Annotated in this window: 15 protein-coding genes; all 15 read right to left on the bottom strand. The window is 74.7% G+C overall.

Annotation, left to right across the window (positions count from 1 at the left end):
* Positions 1–3: 3 nt before the first annotated feature.
* Positions 4–1,623, bottom strand: a complete 1,620-nt coding sequence (ffh, locus tag OKX07_RS07970) for a signal recognition particle protein (protein ID WP_265631289.1) — start codon at positions 1,621–1,623, stop codon at positions 4–6.
* Between the two features lie 29 nt (positions 1,624–1,652).
* The gene (locus OKX07_RS07965) at positions 1,653–3,449 is read right to left on the bottom strand and encodes a [protein-PII] uridylyltransferase (RefSeq protein ID WP_265631288.1); all 1,797 of its coding nucleotides are present in this window, start codon (positions 3,447–3,449) and stop codon (positions 1,653–1,655) included.
* 21 nt (positions 3,450–3,470) lie between these two features.
* Positions 3,471–3,812 carry a P-II family nitrogen regulator gene (locus OKX07_RS07960; protein ID WP_265631287.1) on the bottom strand — a complete coding sequence of 114 codons (342 nt, stop codon included), beginning with the start codon at positions 3,810–3,812 and terminating at the stop codon, positions 3,471–3,473.
* Positions 3,812–5,116 carry an ammonium transporter gene (locus OKX07_RS07955; protein ID WP_265631286.1) on the bottom strand — a complete coding sequence of 435 codons (1,305 nt, stop codon included), beginning with the start codon at positions 5,114–5,116 and terminating at the stop codon, positions 3,812–3,814. The genes OKX07_RS07960 and OKX07_RS07955 overlap by 1 nt, the downstream gene beginning before the upstream one ends.
* A gap of 186 nt (positions 5,117–5,302) precedes the next feature.
* The gene (gene ftsY / locus OKX07_RS07950) at positions 5,303–6,505 is read right to left on the bottom strand and encodes a signal recognition particle-docking protein FtsY (protein WP_265631285.1); all 1,203 of its coding nucleotides are present in this window, start codon (positions 6,503–6,505) and stop codon (positions 5,303–5,305) included.
* An 89-nt stretch (positions 6,506–6,594) separates the two neighbouring features.
* The gene (locus OKX07_RS07945; RefSeq protein WP_265631284.1) at positions 6,595–6,933 is read right to left on the bottom strand and encodes a hypothetical protein; all 339 of its coding nucleotides are present in this window, start codon (positions 6,931–6,933) and stop codon (positions 6,595–6,597) included.
* Positions 6,934–7,075: 142 nt separating this feature from the next.
* A complete protein-coding gene (locus OKX07_RS20465; RefSeq protein WP_416220866.1) occupies positions 7,076–7,801 on the bottom strand; it encodes an AAA family ATPase in 726 nt (241 codons plus the stop codon).
* Between the two features lie 185 nt (positions 7,802–7,986).
* Positions 7,987–10,635, bottom strand: a complete 2,649-nt coding sequence (gene smc / locus OKX07_RS07940; protein ID WP_416220844.1) for a chromosome segregation protein SMC — start codon at positions 10,633–10,635, stop codon at positions 7,987–7,989.
* A gap of 123 nt (positions 10,636–10,758) precedes the next feature.
* The gene (gene ndk / locus OKX07_RS07935) at positions 10,759–11,193 is read right to left on the bottom strand and encodes a nucleoside-diphosphate kinase (RefSeq protein ID WP_265631283.1); all 435 of its coding nucleotides are present in this window, start codon (positions 11,191–11,193) and stop codon (positions 10,759–10,761) included.
* Positions 11,194–11,238: 45 nt separating this feature from the next.
* On the bottom strand, positions 11,239–11,637 hold the full coding sequence (locus tag OKX07_RS07930; RefSeq protein ID WP_265631282.1) for a DUF4233 domain-containing protein: 399 nt from the start codon (positions 11,635–11,637) through the stop codon (positions 11,239–11,241).
* A 9-nt stretch (positions 11,638–11,646) separates the two neighbouring features.
* Positions 11,647–13,365: an MDR family MFS transporter gene (locus tag OKX07_RS07925; protein ID WP_265631281.1), complete on the bottom strand. Its 1,719-nt coding sequence runs from the start codon at positions 13,363–13,365 to the stop codon at positions 11,647–11,649.
* 91 nt (positions 13,366–13,456) lie between these two features.
* Positions 13,457–14,086 (bottom strand): TetR/AcrR family transcriptional regulator, encoded by a 630-nt coding sequence (locus tag OKX07_RS07920; RefSeq protein WP_265631280.1) that lies wholly within the window; start codon positions 14,084–14,086, stop codon positions 13,457–13,459.
* A gap of 70 nt (positions 14,087–14,156) precedes the next feature.
* Positions 14,157–14,915 carry a dihydroxyacetone kinase phosphoryl donor subunit DhaM gene (gene dhaM / locus OKX07_RS07915; RefSeq protein WP_265631279.1) on the bottom strand — a complete coding sequence of 253 codons (759 nt, stop codon included), beginning with the start codon at positions 14,913–14,915 and terminating at the stop codon, positions 14,157–14,159.
* Between the two features lie 77 nt (positions 14,916–14,992).
* Complete coding sequence (dhaL, locus tag OKX07_RS07910; protein WP_265631278.1) at positions 14,993–15,634, bottom strand: dihydroxyacetone kinase subunit DhaL; 642 nt, start codon at positions 15,632–15,634, stop codon at positions 14,993–14,995.
* 31 nt (positions 15,635–15,665) lie between these two features.
* Positions 15,666–16,661 carry a dihydroxyacetone kinase subunit DhaK gene (dhaK, locus tag OKX07_RS07905; RefSeq protein ID WP_265631277.1) on the bottom strand — a complete coding sequence of 332 codons (996 nt, stop codon included), beginning with the start codon at positions 16,659–16,661 and terminating at the stop codon, positions 15,666–15,668.
* Between the last annotated feature and the right edge of the window lie 45 nt (positions 16,662–16,706).

The raw sequence follows: 16,706 nt of genomic DNA, 5'->3' as shown, positions 1-16,706 counted from the left end.
ACCTCAGCGGCCCTTGAACAGGTCACCCAGCCCGGCCGGCAGGTCGCTCGGGTCGAGCGTGCCGCTCGCATCCGCGGCGGGCTGGCCGCCGAGGCCGAACGCGGAGCCCGCGGGCGCGGCGGGCGCCTCCCCCGCGGCACGGGCGGCGGCCGCGCGCTCCTGCTCGGCGCGCCGGGCGGGGTTGCCGGACCGCGCACCCTTGGCGCGCTTCGCCGGCGGCGCCTGGCGTCCGCGCGACTTCTTGCCCCCCATGCCGGGCAGGTTGCCCATGCCGGGCATCCCGCCGGGCATGCCCCCGCCCTTGGCCATCTGACGCATCATCTTGCGCGCACCGTCGAAGCGCTCGAGCAGCTGGTTGATCTCGCTCGTCGTGGTGCCCGACCCGCGCGCGATGCGTGAACGCCGCGAGCCGTTGATGATCTTCGGGTTCTGCCGCTCCCCGGGCGTCATCGACCGGATGATCGCCTCGATGCGGTCGACCTCGCGCTCGTCGAAGTTCTCCAGCGCCTCGCGCATCTGGCCCATGCCCGGCAGCATGCCGAACATCTTCTTGATCGAGCCCATGTTCTTGAGCTGCTGCATCTGCACGAGGAAGTCCTCGAGCGTGAAGTCCTCACCCGACGCGAGCTTGCCGGCCATCTTCTCGGCCTGCTCGGTGTCGAACGACTTCTCGGCCTGCTCGATGAGCGTCAGCACGTCGCCCATGTCGAGGATCCGCGACGCCATGCGGTCGGGGTGGAACACCTCGAAGTCGGTGAGCTTCTCGCCGGTCGACGCGAACATGATCGGCCGGCCGGTGACGCTCGCGATCGACAGGGCCGCGCCGCCGCGCGCGTCGCCGTCGAGCTTGGACAGCACGACACCCGTGAACCCGACGCCGTCGGCGAAGGCCTGGGCCGTGGTGACGGCGTCCTGGCCGATCATCGCGTCGACGACGAACAGGACCTCGTCCGGGTCGACGGCGTCACGGATGTCCGTGGCCTGCGCCATGAGCTCGGCGTCGACGCCGAGGCGTCCCGCGGTGTCGACGACCACGACGCTGTACTGCTTCTGCCGTGCCGTCTCGAGCCCGGCGCGGGCGACCGCCACGGGGTCCGCACCGGAGGGCAGCACGTCGTCCGCGCCCTGGTTGCCGGGGTGCGGGGCGTAGACCGGGACTCCCGCGCGCTCGCCCACGACCTGCAGCTGTGTCACCGCGTTGGGGCGCTGCAGGTCCGCGGCGACGAGGAGCGGGGTGTGCCCCTGCTCGCGCAGCCAGAGCGCGAGCTTGCCCGCGAGCGTCGTCTTGCCCGCACCCTGCAGGCCCGCGAGCATGATGACGGTCGGCGGCTGCTTGGCGAAGGCGAGCGTGCGCGTCTGCCCGCCGAGGATCGCGACGAGCTCCTCGTTGACGATCTTGACGACCTGCTGCGCCGGGTTGAGCGCCCCCGACACCTCGGCCGACAGCGCGCGCTCGCGCACGGCACCGGTGAACTGCCGCACGACCGGGACGGCGACGTCGGCGTCGAGCAGCGCACGCCGGATCTCGCGGATCGTGGCGTCGATGTCCGCCTCGGACAGGCGACCCTTCGCACGCAGGTTCTTGAACGTCGACGTGAGACGGTCGGAGAGGGTGGCGAACAACCTGGGCCTCGCGGTGATCGGCGGGACGGCTACGGACGTCCCAGGGTACCCGCCAGCGCACGGGTGGCCCGGGCCGTCAGGTCGTCGACGAGCGTCGCCCGCCACGCCGTCCACGCCGCCGGGCCCGCCGCCGACGCGTCCGCCTCGGTCAGCGTGCGCAGCAGCACGAGGAGGTCCGGTCGACGGTCGACGGCGTCGAGCAGCCGCTCGACGGTCGCCGGGTCGTCCGGGTCGGCGGTCGTGGCCAGCTCGGAGAGCGTCAGGTGCTCCCGCACCAGCCGCGTCACGTCCGCGACGACCTGGGGGCCGAAGCCCATGCGGGCCACGATCGGGCCGGCGAGGCGCGCACCCTCGATCGAGTGGTCACCGGCCCCGGCGCGCTTGCCGATGTCGTGCAGCAGCGCCGCGAGCAGGAGCGTGTCCGGTGCCTCGACGGTGCGCCGGTCCCGGCTCGCCCGTGCGACCGTCTCGATGAGGTGGCGGTCGACCGTGTGCCGGTGGATCGCGGAGCGCTGGGGTCGGTTGCGCACGCCCGCCCACTCGGGGATCCAGGTGGTCGCGACCCCGGCGAGGTCGAGCGCCTCCCACACCGGCACCTGCGCCGGGCCCGAGCCGAGCAGGTGCAGCAGCTGCTGCCGGGCCGCCCGCGGCCACGGGGTCGGCAGCGGAGGCGTCGCCTCCAGGCTCGCCACGGTGACGGGCGACAGGACGAGCCCCGTGCGGGTGGCCGTCGCGGCGGCCCGCAACGAGAGCACGGGGTCCTCGGCGGGGCGCGCGTCGACCGCGAGGACCAGCTCGCCGTCGTGCTCGACGAGACCCTCGCCGATCGCGCGCAGGCGCGGCGGGGTGCGTCGGCCGCGCACCAGCATCGGTGCGCGCGCGGGGCGTTGCAGCGCCTGCCGCGCGTTGCGCGCCGTGGTGTCCAGGGCGTAGGAGATGACGCGGCCGGCCTCGGCGATCGACGCGAGGAGGTCGTCGCGGTCGTCGAAGCCGACGAGCGCGGCGACCTCGTCCTGGTCGGCCTGCAGCAGGCGGTTGGTGTGCCGGCGCGTGACGACCTGCACGGCGTCCCGGACGTCCAGCAGGTGGGTGTACGCGTGGTCGACCGCCCCGTGGGGTCGGTCGGTGAGCCACGTCGCCGCGAGCGCCGACAGCACGACGGCGTCGCGGATCCCGCCGCGGCCCTCCTTGAGGTCCGGCTCGATGAGGTACGCGAGCTCGCCGTGGCGGTCCGCGCGCTGCCGGGTGGAGGCCAGCAGCTCGGGCAGGCGTCGGCGTGCCGCCGAGCGCCAGTCGGCGAGCAGCGCCGACGTGGCCCGCGCGATGACCAGGCCGTCGCCCGCGACGGGCTGCAGCTCGAGGAGGCCGACCGCGGCGGGCAGGTCCTTCGACGCGACCTGCCGGCACTGCGCGAGCGAGCGCACCGAGTGGTCCAGGTCGAGGCCCGCGTCCCAGATCGGGTACCACAGGCGCTGGGCGAGCCCGGCGAGCTCCTCGGCCGGGTGCCCCCGACCCTCGTGCACGAGCAGCAGGTCGAGGTCGGACACGGGGCTCGCGTCACCGCGACCCACGCTCCCGACCACGCCGAGCGCGACGCCCTGCACGTCGCGCCCCTCCGTCGCCTCCGTCCACAGGCGTGCGAGCGCCCCGACCACGAGGTCGGAGATCGCGCGGCGGCGTGCCACGCCGTCGCTGCCCGGACCCATCATCCGTGCGGCCAGGTCGAGCCGGGCAGCACGCAGGTCCCGCACCCCGGCGGGGTGCGGGACCTGCGGCTGCTGCGGCGACCCGGCCGCGCCCCCCGCGGGCGGCCGTCCAGTCGTCATGTCGTCGGCGTGACCGTCCCGCTAGAGGGCGTCGTCGCCGTGCTCGCCGGTGCGGACGCGAGCCACGTCCTCGACCGGGACGACCCAGACCTTGCCGTCGCCGATCTTGCCGGTCTGCGCCGCCTGCACGATCACCTCGGTGACCCCGGCCACGTCCTCGTCCGCGACGAGGACGTCGATGCGCACCTTCGGCACCAGGTCCACCGTGTACTCGGCACCGCGGTACACCTCGGTGTGGCCGCGCTGGCGGCCGTAGCCGCTGGCCTCGCTGACCGTGAGTCCGCGGACCCCGGCAGCCTCGAGCGCCGACTTCACGTCATCCAACCGATGCGGCTGGATGACAGCCGTCACGAGCTTCGTCATCACTTCACCTCCGACACGACACGGGCTCCGCCAAGGGTCTCGTACGCGGTCTCGCCGTGCACCGCGAGGTCGATGCCGCCGACCTCGACGTCCTGCGAGACACGCCATCCGAGCGTGGACTTCAGGATGAGCCCGATGACCAGAGTGACCAGGCCGGAGAACACGATCGCCACCACCGCAATGATGACCTGGATGAGCAGCAGGTCGGCACCCCCACCGAAGAACAGGCCACCGTCGGCGGCCAGGAAGCCGATGAGGATGGTGCCGACGAGGCCACCGACCAGGTGGACGCCGACGACGTCGAGCGAGTCGTCGTAGCCGAAGCGGAACTTCAGGCCCACCGCGAGGGCGCAGAGCACACCCGCGACGACACCCAGGATGATCGCGGTGACCGGACGCAGCGCGCCCGCGGCCGGCGTGATGGCGACCAGGCCCGCCACGATGCCGGACGCGGCACCGAGCGACGTGGCGTGCCCGTCACGGACCTTCTCCGTGGCGAGCCAGGCGAGCATCGCGGCGGCCGTCGCGGCCGTCGTGTTGACCCAGGCGAGACCGGCGGTGCCGTCGGCGGTGAAGGCCGAGCCGGCGTTGAACCCGAACCAGCCGAACCACAGCAGGGCGGCGCCCAGCATGACGAACGGCAGGTTGTGCGGACGCATCGCCTCGGTGCCGAAGCCCTTGCGCTTGCCGATGATGAGCGCCAGGACCAGCGCGGCCACACCGGCGTTGATGTGGACGACCGTGCCACCGGCGAAGTCGATCGGCGTCGTGTTCGCGACACCGTCCGTGGTGCCGAAGATCGCCGCCGCGATGGAGCCCTCGGCGCCGGACAGCTGCCCGCCGCCCCAGACCATGTGGGCCATCGGGAAGTACGCGACCGTCACCCACAGGGCGACGAACGTCAGCCACGTACCGAACTTCACGCGGTCGGCGAGCGACCCGCTGATGAGGGCGACGGTGATGATCGCGAACGTCACCTGGAAGGCGACGCCGACCGCTGTCGGCACCCCGAACCCGTCGATGGCGTACTCACCGGCGTCGTCCCACAGCGTGCCGCTGAGGCCGAACTGGTCGAACGGGTTGCCGAAGATCCCGGCGACATCCGCACCGTAGGACATCGACCAGCCCCACAGCACGTACACGACGACGACGACACCGATCGCCCCGAAGGACATCATCATCATGTTGAGGACGGACTTGCCGCGGACCATGCCGCCGTAGAAGAACGCCAGTCCTGGCGTCATGAGCAGCACCAGGGACGCTGAGGTCAGCATCCAGGCAGTTGCTCCCGTGTCCAGCTCCATGCGGATCGCTTCTCCCCTCGCCAGCCAGGCGGCCGGTCGGGGACAACTGTGGAGCGAGGTGGTTTCGCAGGACCGGCGGGGGCGTTACGGGCGTGTGACAGACGCCACTGCCGCGTAAACGTTGGGTTTCGTGCTGGGCATATGTCCAGCGTCCGGGCCTGCTGCGCGACCGCCACCGCCCGACCGTCAGGCCTGCAGGAGCCCGTCGACGAACGCCTCGGGGTCGAACGGCGCCAGGTCGTCCGGCCCTTCGCCGAGCCCCACGAGCTTCACCGGCACGCCGAGCTCGCGCTGCACGGCCACCACGATGCCGCCCTTGGCGGTGCCGTCGAGCTTCGTGAGCACGATGCCGGTCACCCCGGCGACCTCGCTGAACACGCGCGCCTGGTTGAGACCGTTCTGGCCCGTCGTGGCGTCGAGCACGAGCAGCACCTCGGACAGCGGGGCGGTCCGCGTGATGACGCGGGTGATCTTGCCGAGCTCGTCCATCAGGCCCGCCTTGTTCTGCAGCCGGCCCGCCGTGTCGACGAGGACGACGTCGGCGCCGTCGGTGACGCCCGCGCGCACGGCGTCGAACGCGACCGCCGCGGGGTCGGCGCCGTCCCGGTCCGAGCGCACGGTCCGCACGCCGACACGCGACCCCCACGTCTCGAGCTGGTCGGCGGCCGCCGCGCGGAACGTGTCGGCCGCGCCGAGCACGACCGTGCTGCCGTCCGCGACGAGGACCCGCGCGAGCTTGCCGACGGTCGTCGTCTTGCCCGTCCCGTTGACGCCGACGACGAGCACGACCGCCGGCAGGGGCTGCCCGTCCTCCCCCGTCGTCGGCGCGGTGCGCAGCGTCCGGTCGAGCGTCGGGTCGACCAGGGCGAGCAGCTGCTCGCGCAGCACCGTCCGGGCCTGGTCGCCGTCGCGCAGGCCGTCGACCCGCACGCGCGTGCGCAGGGCCGCGATGAGCTCGTCGGTGGGACCGGCGCCGACGTCGGCGAGCAGGAGGGTCTCCTCGAGCTCGTCCCAGTCGTCCTCGGTCAGGTGGTCGCGGGTCAGCACACCCAGCAGGCGCGTACCGAGCGGCGAGCCCGAGCGTGCCAGCCGCTCGCGCAGACCGCGCAACCGGCCGGCGGTGGGGGCCGGGGTCTCGCGCGGCGGGGCCGCCGCCACGTCCTCGGGGGCAGGCAGCAGGTCGGTCCCCGCGGCGGGGGCGTCGGGCGCGTCGTCACGCGTCGGGCGCTCCGCGACGGCCGTACCGCCGGCAGCGCCCGACGCGGGCGGCTCGGCGGCGGGCGGGGCCGCGGGCGGTGTGCGACGGCGGCGCAGCCCGACGGCCGCGGCGGCACCGGCGGCCAGCACGGGCACGCCGATCAGGTAGGGCAGGAGGTCGGTGAGGTCCACGTGGACAGTCTGAGGGGCGGCGCGGCCGGTGGGCGACTGCGGACGTCAGGCGGACGTCAGTCCGCCGTCAGTCCACCGTCGGCGCACCGTCAGCGCGACGCGCCCTGCGGCTCGGCCTCGCGACGCGGGCGCAGCACGTGCGCGGCACGCTCGCGCGCGCTGCGCAGGTCGCCGGCCAGCTCGTCCGGGTGCAGGTAGCCGTCGCCCTCCGACGCCGTCGCGCGCAGGAAGTCCGCCAGCGAGAGGTCGACGGGCCGCTCGGCGGCGGCACGAGCCGCCTCGGCCTGGTCGGCGTCGGGGTGCCGGTGTCCGCGCAGGCCGCGTCGGAACGCGGTCACGGAGGTTCCCGCACCGGCGCTCGCCGAGACGACGACGAACACCGCCACGGCGGCGAGGAGAGCAACGAAGGTCCAGATCACGACAGCCACACGACGATTCTCCGGCCCCCCGCGCCCGCCGCTCGCCGACCCGCGGGCCCGGGGGCGAACCCGCGCACAACCTTCACACCGCGTCACCCGCCCGCCGGGCGCGCCCGCCGCGACGGTGCGCGTCCGCGTGCGACACCGCAGGTCAGGCGGGCACGTCCTCGTTCATGCGCTGGCTGATGACGGTCGTCACACCGTCCCCGCGCATCGTCACGCCGTACAGGGCGTCGGCGATCTCCATCGTGCGCTTCTGGTGCGTGACGACGATCAGCTGGGAGTCCTCCTGCAGCTCGCGGAAGATGCCGAGCAGGCGCCCCAGGTTCGCGTCGTCGAGCGCGGCCTCCACCTCGTCCATCACGTAGAAGGGGCTCGGGCGGGCCTTGAAGATCGCCACGAGCAGCGCGACGGCCGTCAGCGAGCGCTCGCCGCCCGAGAGCAGCGACAGGCGCTTGACCTTCTTGCCGGCCGGGCGCGCCTCGACCTCGATGCCGGTCGTCAGCATGTCGTCGGGGTCGGTGAGCACCAGGCGCCCCTCGCCGCCCGGGAACAGCCGCGGGAACACCACGTCGAACGCCGCGGCGGTGTCGCGGTAGGCCTCGGTGAAGACCTGCTCCACCCGCTGGTCGATGTCCTTGACGATCTCCAGGAGGTCGGAGCGGGAGCGCTTGAGGTCCGCGAGCTGCTCGACGAGGAACTGGTGGCGCTCCTCGAGCGCCGCGAACTCCTCGAGCGCCAGCGGGTTGACCTTGCCGAGCAGCGCGAGCCCTCGCTCGGCCGCCCGCAGGCGCTTCTCCTGCTCGGCACGCACGTACGGCACGGCGGTCGGCGCGCCGGGGTCGGGCTCGGTGCCGGGCGCGGGCACGACGGGCACGTCGCGGTGCGGTCCGTACTCCTCGAGCAGCACCTGGGGGTCGAGCCCCAGCTCCTCGACCGCGCGCGTCTCGAGCTGCTCGACGCGCAGCCGCTGCTCGGCGCGCGCCACCTCGTCCTTGTGCGCGACGTCCGTCAGCTCGGCGAGGTCCCGCGCCAGGACGTCCACCCGACCACGGACCGCGCTCAGGGCGGAGTCCCGCTCGGCGCGCGCCGCCTCCGCGGCGTCGCGCTCCTCCGACGCCCCGCGCAGGGCGCGGTCGAGCAGGCCCTCGGTGTGCGCGGCACCGGTGTGCACCGCGCGCGCGACCGCGGCCAGCCGCGCGCGCTCCTGCACGCGCCGCGCCGCCTTCTCGCGCGCCGCCCGCTCGGCCGCCGCGGCGCGCTCGAGGACTCGGCGCGACCGGCGAGCGCCCGCGCGCGCTCCTCGCCGGTGCGCAGGGTCAGCCGCGCCTCCGTCTCGCGTCCGCGGGACGCCGTCGCGGCCGCCGCGGTCGCGTCGCGGACGGCGGTGGCGTCCGCGACGGCCGCCTCGGTGTCCTCGGGGGTGTCCTGCGCCGCCGCGAGCCGCTCCGTGAGCGCGGCGAGCGTCGCGTGGTCCTCGGCGAGCGTCGTCCCCGCGGCCTCCAGGGACCGTTGCGCACGCTCGGCCTCGGCGCGTGCGGCGCGCGACGTCGACCCCAGGTGCCCGAGCTGCTCGGCGACGGCGGCGAGCGCCGCGTCGGACTCGTTGAGGCGGTCGAGCGTCGCGTCGACGTCCGCCTGCGCCGCCGTGCGGGCGGTGCGGGCGGCGGCGAGCTCGAACCGCAGGCGCTCGGTCGCGGACGTCGCCGCGGCGGCCGCGGCGCGCGCGGTGTCCAGCGCCGCCTGCAGGTGCAGCGCGCTGGGTGCCGACGCCGAGCCGCCCGACGCACGGAAGCGGGACAGCACGTCGCCCGTGCGCGTCGCGACGACGAGGTGGGGGTAGGCGGCCACCAGGGGACGCGCCGCCGCCAGGTCGTCCACGACCACGACGTCGGCGAGCAGCGCGTGCACGGCGTCCCGCACGGCGGCGGGAGCCTGCACCAGGTCGACCGCGCGGTCCACGCCCGCGGGGAGCTCGGGACCGGGCACGGACCCGTCGGCGGCGACCATGAGGGTCGCGCGGCCCGCGTCCTCGGTGCGCAGGTGCCGGATCGCGTCGACCGCGGCGTCCACGGAGTCCACGGCGACGGCGTCGGCGACCGCTCCGAGCGCCGCGACGACCGCCTCCTCGTCGCGCGGGTCGACGCTGAGCAGCGCCGCGACCGACCCGACGACGCCCGGCAGGCCGTCGGCGGCGAGCAGCGCCCCCGCCCCGTCCTTGCGGCTCAGGGACATCTCCAGGGTCTCGGCCCGGGACGTCTGCTGGTCGCGGTCGCGCTCGGCGGTGCGCAGCTCGTCCTCGAGGGTCGCGACCCGGGCGGTCGCGGCGTCCAGAGCCTCGGCGGCGGCCTCGTGCTCGGCGTCGAGCCCTTCCTCGCCCTCCTCGACGCCCGCGACCTGCGACTCCAGCGCGGTGAACTGCGTCGTCGCGTCGCGGGCGCGCTCCTCCGCGGCGGCGACGCTCGCGCGCAGGCGTCCGATCTCGGCCTCGGTGGCCTCCACCCGGCTGCGGCGGGCGGCGACCTGCCCGGCGAGGCGGGCGACACCCTCGCGGCGGTCGGCGGCGCTGCGCTGCAGGTCCGCCAGCGCGCGCTCGGCCGCCACCGCCTGTGCCTCGGCCTCCTGCCGGGTCGTCGCGGCGGCCGCGACGGCGGCGCGCGCGAGCTCGACCTCGGCCGCGAGCTCGGCCTCCGCTGCCCGCACCCGCTCCGCCTGGGCGTCGAGGTCGTCGGGGTCCTGCCCGCCGGTGCGCTCGGTCGACGCGGCACCGAGCAGCCGGGCGCGGTCGGCGGCCAGCGACGCGGTGCCGCGGACGCGCTCGCGCAGCGACGACAGCCGGTACCAGACCTCGCCGGCCTCGCTCACGGCGGGCGCCGCCTCGGCCGCCTCGCGCTCGAGCGCCGCGAGCCGCGCACGGGCACCGGTGACCTCGGCCTCGACCTGGTCGCGCCGCTCGCGCACCGCGGACTCGTCGGCGATCTCCTGCTCGAGGCGGGCGCGCAGCTGGGCGAGGTCGTCGGCGAGCAGCCGGGCTCGGGCGTCGCGCAGGTCCGACTGCACGACCGCGGCCCGGCGGGCCACGTCGGCCTGCCGACCCAGGGGGCCGAGCTGGCGGCGGATCTCCGCGGTGAGGTCGCCCAGGCGCGTCAGGTTGCCCTGCATCGCGTCGAGCTTGCGCAGCGCCTTCTCCTTGCGCTTGCGGTGCTTGAGGACGCCCGCCGCCTCCTCGATGAAGCCGCGCCGCTCCTCCGGCGTCGCGCGCAGCACGGCGTCGAGCTGGCCCTGTCCGACGATCACGTGCATCTCGCGGCCCATGCCGGTGTCCGAGAGCAGGTCCTGGATGTCCAGCAGCCGGCAGCCCTGGCCGTTGATGGCGTACTCGGAGCCGCCGCTGCGGAACAGCGTGCGCGAGATCGTGACCTCGGAGTACTCGATCGGCAGCGCACCGTCGGCGTTGTCGATCGTCAGCGACACCTCGGCGCGGCCCAGCGGCGGACGGCCGGACGTGCCGGCGAAGATGACGTCCTCCATCTTGCCGCCGCGCAGGGACTTGGCGCCCTGCTCGCCCATGACCCACGCGAGCGCGTCGACGACGTTCGACTTGCCGGACCCGTTGGGCCCGACGACGCAGGTGATCCCCGGCTCGAAGCTCAGCGTCGTCGCCGAGGCGAACGACTTGAAGCCCCGCAGGGTCAGGGTCTTGAGGTGCACGTAGGGCAGCCTAGGCAACGCCGGGCGCAGGGCCGCGGACGCACCGGTGCCCGGGCGTGTGCGCGGGGACCGGTGCGGGCGCGGGCGGCGCGCCTGCGGCGGGTGTCAGAGCGCCGGGAAGTGTCAGAGCGCCGGGAACCAGAGCGCGATCTCGCGCGCGGCCGACTCCTCGCCGTCCGAGCCGTGCACGATGTTCTCGATCAGCTTCTTGCCCCAGTCGCGCGCGAGGTCGCCGCGGATCGTGCCGGGCGCCGCGACCGTCGGGTCGGTCACGCCGGCGAGCGAGCGGAAGCCCTCGATGACGCGGTGCCCCTCGACCACGGCGGCCAGCACCGGTCCGGAGCGCATGAAGTCGACGAGGGCACCGACGAACGGCTTGCCCGCGTGCTCGGCGTAGTGCTCGGTCAGCAGGGCCTCGTCGGCGTGGCGCAGCTCCACGGCCACGAGCGTGTAGCCCTTGGCCTCGATGCGGCGCAGCACCTCACCGACGTGCCCGCGCCGCACCCCGTCGGGCTTGACGAGGACGAGGGTGCGCTGCGGGGCGGGTGCGTCGGTCATGGGCTCACCCTAGGGGCGGCGGGGAGTCGCGCGCCGCCCCGTCCGTCAGGCAGGCGTGGGCCCGTCGGGGTGCGCCGCGTCCCACTCCGCGCGCTCCCGGTCGATCCGGCCGCCCAGCCGCAGCGCGACGACCCACAGCACGACGAACACGCCACCGACCACGAACATCAGCGGCACGAGGACGCCGAACGCCAGGACGGCGAGCTGCGCGACGGACCCGGCGACGTAGCCACCCGGCTTCCCCACGTACCCGGAGAGCAGGATCAGGACGACGCACGTCACACCGCCGAGCGTCCACACGGTGGCGGGCGGTGCGACCCGCAGCCCGTAGGCGACCAGCGTCGCGAACCCGACGAGGAACGCCTCGAGCATCAGCGTCGCCTGCGTGAACTGCGGCTTCGCGGGTCGCTTGGGCCGCGTCGGGGCCGGCTGCTGCGCGCTCATCGCACCAGGCTAGCCGCGCACGGGACGCTCGCCGGGCGCGTCGCCGGGCGCCACGGGTGCCGCGGGTGCCGAGAGGGTGTCGACGAGGACGGGGTCGCCGTCCGCGGGCTCGGCCGCCACGCCCGCACGAGCGCCCGCGGGCACGTCGGCCACGGCCTCGCCGCGCGCCACCATGCCCGCGACGTCCGACAGGCGCACCTCCCGCAGCGCGAGGGCGAGCAGGAAGCCGACGACGACGAGCGGCACGAGGTACCAGAACGCGGGCGCGAGCGCGGAGGCGAACGCGTCGACGACCCCGGAGCGCAGCGGCTCGGGCAGGTCCTGCACGATCGCGGGCGTCAGCCCGGCCGTCGAGGAGTCCACGGTCCCGGCGGGCACGTCGGCGAACACGTCCGCCAGCCGGTCGGTCAGACGCGCGGTGAAGATCGTGGAGAACATCGCCGTGCCGACGGCGGCGCCGATCTCGCGGAAGAAGTTGTTGGCGCTCGTCGCCGTCCCGATCTCGTGCGGGTCGACGGAGTTCTGCACCGCGAGCACGATCGTCTGCATGACCAGGCCCATGCCCGCGCCGAGCACGAAGATCATCGTGCCGAACAGCCACATGGAGATGTCGCCCGTCAGGCGCGTGAGCCACACCAGGCCGGCGGCGGTCAGGGCCAGACCCACGACCGGGAAGACCTTGTAGCGGCCGGTCCGCGTGATCGCGATGCCCGAGCCGATCGCCGTGATCATGACGCCCGCCATCATGGGCAGCAGCAGGAACCCGGACTCCGTGACGCCCGCGCCCGTCGCCATCTGCAGGAACGTCGGCAGGAACGCGAGCGCCGAGAACATGCCCATGCCGAGGATCAGGCCGATGAGCGTCGCGATCGTGAAGGTGCGGTTGCGGAACAGGCGCATGGGCAGCAGCGGGTCCTCCGCGCGCAGCTCGACGCGCACGAAGGCCACGGCCGCGACCAGCGTGCCGATGACCAGGGCGAGGAGGCCGGGGTCGGACCAGTCGTACCCGCGGTTGCCGCTCCAGGACTCCCAGCTCGTGGCGAGCACGAGCCCGGAGGTGGCGACGACGACGAGGAACACCCCGGCCACGTCGATGCGGCGCGTCGAGCGGCGCGAGGGCAGCTTGAGCGTGAACCACGCCGTGACGAACGCCGCGATGCCGACGGGGATGTTGATCCAGAAGCACCAGCGCCAGTCGGCGTGGTCGGTGAACAGGCCGCCGAGCAGCGGGCCGATGACCGCCGCGACGCCGAACAGCGCACCCATGGGACCCATGTACTTGCCGCGCTCCCGCGCCGGGACGATGTCCGCGATGATCGCCTGCGACAGGATCATCAGGCCGCCGCCACCCAGGCCCTGCACACCGCGCCACAGGACGAGCTCACCGAAGGACCCGGCGAACCCGGCGCCCGCCGACGCGACCGTGAACAGGCTGATCGCGACGAGGAACGGCCAGCGCCGGCCCCACACGTCGCCGAACTTGCCGTACAGCGGCATGACGATCGCGATCGCCAGGATGTAGGCCGTGACGACCCAGCCCTGGTGCGCGACGCCGTCGAGCTCGCCGACGATCGTCGGCATCGCGGTGCCGACGATCGACTGGTCGAGCGAGGACAGGAACATCGACGCCATGAGGGCGCCGAAGATGAGCCACACGGTGCGTGGGGTCAGGACGACGACGGGTGCGTCGTCGGCGCGCGGGGGCGCGGTGGTGCCGGTGCCGGCCATGGGGGTGCCTCGTCCTTCGGTGGTGGGTGGTGGCCGGCGACGGTGCCGGGGCGGTGATGGTGGTGCGGGGGCGGCTCGGGGCGGCCGGTGGTCAGCCGGCGACGACGGCGCGCAGCTCGGCCGCGACCGCGACGGCGTGCTCGCGCACGTCGCCCACGCCGCCTGCGTGGTCCCACCGCAGGAGCGTCGCGTGCGCGCACATGACGAGCAGCGCGGTCACGGTGTCCGGGGGGTGCGCCGGCGCGTCGCCGAGTCGTTCCCGCACGAGGCGCTCGACCTGGGCTTTCTGGCGGTCCATCCACGCGAGGTGGTGGGCCATCAGGCGCGGGTGGGTCGTCGCCAGGTCCAGCGTGCGGCGCATGCGCTCCTGCCCGAGGGGCGGTGCGGACAGCAGACCGACGACGAGCTCGACGACGTCGTCCAGCAGGACGCCGGTGGGCCCCCCGGCGACGAAGGTCGCGGCCGCGGCCTCGTCGAGCTCCCAGGGCGGGTGACCCAGGACGGCGTCGTCCTTGGTGGTGAAGTAGTTGAAGAACGTGCGGGGCGACACACCGACCTCGGCGCAGATCATCTCGACCGTGACGCCGTCGAGCCCGTGCTCCGCGACGAGCCGGTGGCTCGCGTCGACGAGCGCCGTGCGCCGGGCGGCCTTCTTGCGCGCGCGCAGCCCGTCGGCCGACGCCGGTGGCGCGGGCACGGGTCGAGCGGGCACGGTGGGCACGGCTGAATCTTGCACCCCGTGCAAACTTGCAGTCAATGCACTTTCTCAGGCGGGCACGCGGTTCACCCCCTCACACCTCGCCGAAGCCCGCCTCCACGTCCCTGACGAGGCGCGCCACGGCCTCGGCCGCCTGCGGCCCCTGCGCGGCGACGAGGAGCTCGTCGTCCTTCACCGCCCCCAGCTTCATCAGGTCGAGCACGCTCGCCGCGTTCACACCGTTGACCTGCACCTTGGCGTCGTACGGCGCGAGCATCCGGACGATCAGCGCCGCCGGGCGGGCGTGCAGGCCGAGCGGGTTGCGCAGCACCACGGTCGCCCGCACCGTGCCGTCGTCCCCCGCCACGGGCGGCGCGACGTCCGCCCGCCCGGTCACCCCGGGCTCCGGCGCCACCGGCGCGACCGCCGCGAGTGCCGCCGCAGGCGGACCGAACGTGCCGCCCGCCGACTGCGCCGACGCCAGCACCGTCGCCAGGTCCGCCTTGCCGTGCGCCGTCACCGCGGCCGCGACCGCGCCCTCGACGAACGGGGCGTCGGCGATGCGCACCCGAGCGACGACGTCCGGGTCGAGGAGCTCCAGCACCGACTCGGCCGTGAGCACGGCGGACCCGAGGTCGCCGATGACCACCGCCGACCGGCGGTCGTCCGTCGCCAGCCGCAGTGCCGCGTCCACGCGGTCGAAGCTCGTGCCCAGGCCGTCGTCGTCGGTGCCGCCCGCCGGCACGATGCACACACCGGGCGCCATCTGCGCCGCCACCCGCGCCGCGCCCTCCGCGAGCGCACGCGAGTGCGACACGAGCACGAGCGCCACCGGCGCCCACTGGTCCCCCACCGAAGTCCTGCCTCCCTCGCGACGTCCTCGTCGCGCTGCCGTGCGTCTCACCCCGTCCGCGCGGACGGGGTCGTCGATCAGTCCGCGGCCGCCGCGGCCTCGGCCGCCGCGACCAGGAGCAGCTCGCTGGACCGTGCCCCCGGGTCGAGGTGCCCCGCGGACCGCTCCCCCAGGTAGCTGGCCCGGCCCTTGGTCGCGATCATCGGCACGGTGGACGCCGCGCCCTCCTGCGCCCCCCGGGCCGCGGCGGCGAACACCTGCGACGGCGGCGCCCCGTGGTCGGCGGCCTCGACGGCGGCCGCCACCGCGGGCGTCCACGCGTCGACCATCGTCTTCTCCCCCACGCGCGCCTTGCCGCGCGTGACGATGCCGTCGAGCGCGGCCTCCAGGAGCGCGACGACGCCGTCGGCGCCCAGCTCGCTCGCGGCGCCCGACTTCGACGCGCGCAGGTAGGCCGTGCCGTAGAGCGGCCCGGCGGCGCCGCCGACCGTCGACATGAGCGTCGTCGCGGCGAGCCGCAGGACGTCCCCCACGCTGGCGGGCGGCGCGTCGAGCGCGTCGAGCTTGGCGACGACCGCCCGGAAGCCGCGCGCCAGGTTCTCCCCGTGGTCGCCGTCGCCGATCTGCCGGTCCAGCTCGACGAGCTCGTCCCGGTGCTCGACGACCGTGGCCGCGCTGCGGCGCACCCAGTCGACGGCCCACGCCGCGTCCAGCGTCATCCGCCCAGCCTCCCCGAGATACCGACGTCGGTCACCACCGCAGCGCGGTCGTGTGCACGGGCGCGTCCCACAGGGCGGTCAGCTCGTCGTCCAGGCGGAGGACCGTGACCGACGCACCCTGCATCTCCAGCGATGTCACGTAGTTGCCGACGAGCGAGCGGGTCACCTCGACCCCGCGCTCGGAGAGCAACGCGCGTGCCCGACGATAGACGACGTACAGCTCGGAGGCGGGCGTCCCGCCCATCCCGTTGACGAGGAGGAGCACCCGGTCGCCGCCGGTGAGCCCCAGGTCGTCGACGACGGGCGTCAGCAGCTTCTCGGTCAACGCGTCGGCGCTCTCCAGACCGACCCGGTGACGACCGGGCTCCCCGTGGATGCCGATGCCGATCTCGATCTCGTCGTCGGCGAGGTCGAAGCTCGGCCGGCCCACGTGCGGCACGGTGCAGGCGGACAGCGCCAGGCCCATCGTGCGGACGTTGTCGACCACCCGCTGTGCGACGGCCGCGACGGCGTCCAGGTCGTCCCCGCGCTCCGCGGCGGCGCCCGCGATCTTCTCGACCGCCAGCGTGCCCGCCACGCCGCGGCGGCCCACCGTGTACAGCGAGTCCTCGACGGCCACGTCGTCGACGACGAGCACCTGCCGCACGGTGATGCCGTCCGCCTCGGCGAGCTCGGCGGCCGTCTCGAAGTTCAGCACGTCGCCCGTGTAGTTCTTCACGATGGTCAGGACGCCCGCGCCGCCGTCTGCCGCGGCGATCGCGGGCGCGATCTGGTCGGGCGTCGGGGACGTGAACACCGCGCCCGGCACGGCCGCGTCGAGCATGCCGACGCCGACGAACCCGGCGTGCAGCGGCTCGTGGCCGCTGCCGCCGCCGGACACGAGCCCGACCTTGCCCGGCACCACGCCGCCGGCACGGACGACGACGATCGGGTCGCGGAGGACCGTGACCACGTCGGCGTGCGCGAGGCCGAAGCCCTCGACCGACTCGGCGACGACGTCCTGCGGGTCGTTGATGAGCTTCTTCATGCTCGGCTCCTTCGACGTGCACGCCAGTGTGCTGCCACTCCACCC

The organism is Cellulomonas sp. S1-8 (assembly GCF_026184235.1).
GTDB lineage: Bacteria > Actinomycetota > Actinomycetes > Actinomycetales > Cellulomonadaceae > Cellulomonas.
Note: the sequence above shows the minus strand (reverse complement) of the source record. Positions and strands in the feature narration are given on the sequence as shown.

Bases quoted from the DNA above. Each gene is read 5' to 3' on its own strand.
- OKX07_RS07965 (WP_265631288.1), bottom strand. From the start codon at position 3,449: ATGACGACTGGACGGCCGCCCGCGGGGGGCGCGGCCGGGTCGCCGCAG.
- ndk (WP_265631283.1), bottom strand. From the start codon at position 11,193: ATGACCGACGCACCCGCCCCGCAGCGCACCCTCGTCCTCGTCAAGCCC.
- OKX07_RS07930 (WP_265631282.1), bottom strand. From the start codon at position 11,637: ATGAGCGCGCAGCAGCCGGCCCCGACGCGGCCCAAGCGACCCGCGAAG.
- dhaK (WP_265631277.1), bottom strand. From the start codon at position 16,661: ATGAAGAAGCTCATCAACGACCCGCAGGACGTCGTCGCCGAGTCGGTC.
- OKX07_RS07960 (WP_265631287.1), bottom strand. From the start codon at position 3,812: ATGACGAAGCTCGTGACGGCTGTCATCCAGCCGCATCGGTTGGATGAC.
- OKX07_RS07955 (WP_265631286.1), bottom strand. From the start codon at position 5,116: ATGGAGCTGGACACGGGAGCAACTGCCTGGATGCTGACCTCAGCGTCC.
- dhaL (WP_265631278.1), bottom strand. From the start codon at position 15,634: ATGACGCTGGACGCGGCGTGGGCCGTCGACTGGGTGCGCCGCAGCGCG.
- OKX07_RS07925 (WP_265631281.1), bottom strand. From the start codon at position 13,365: ATGGCCGGCACCGGCACCACCGCGCCCCCGCGCGCCGACGACGCACCC.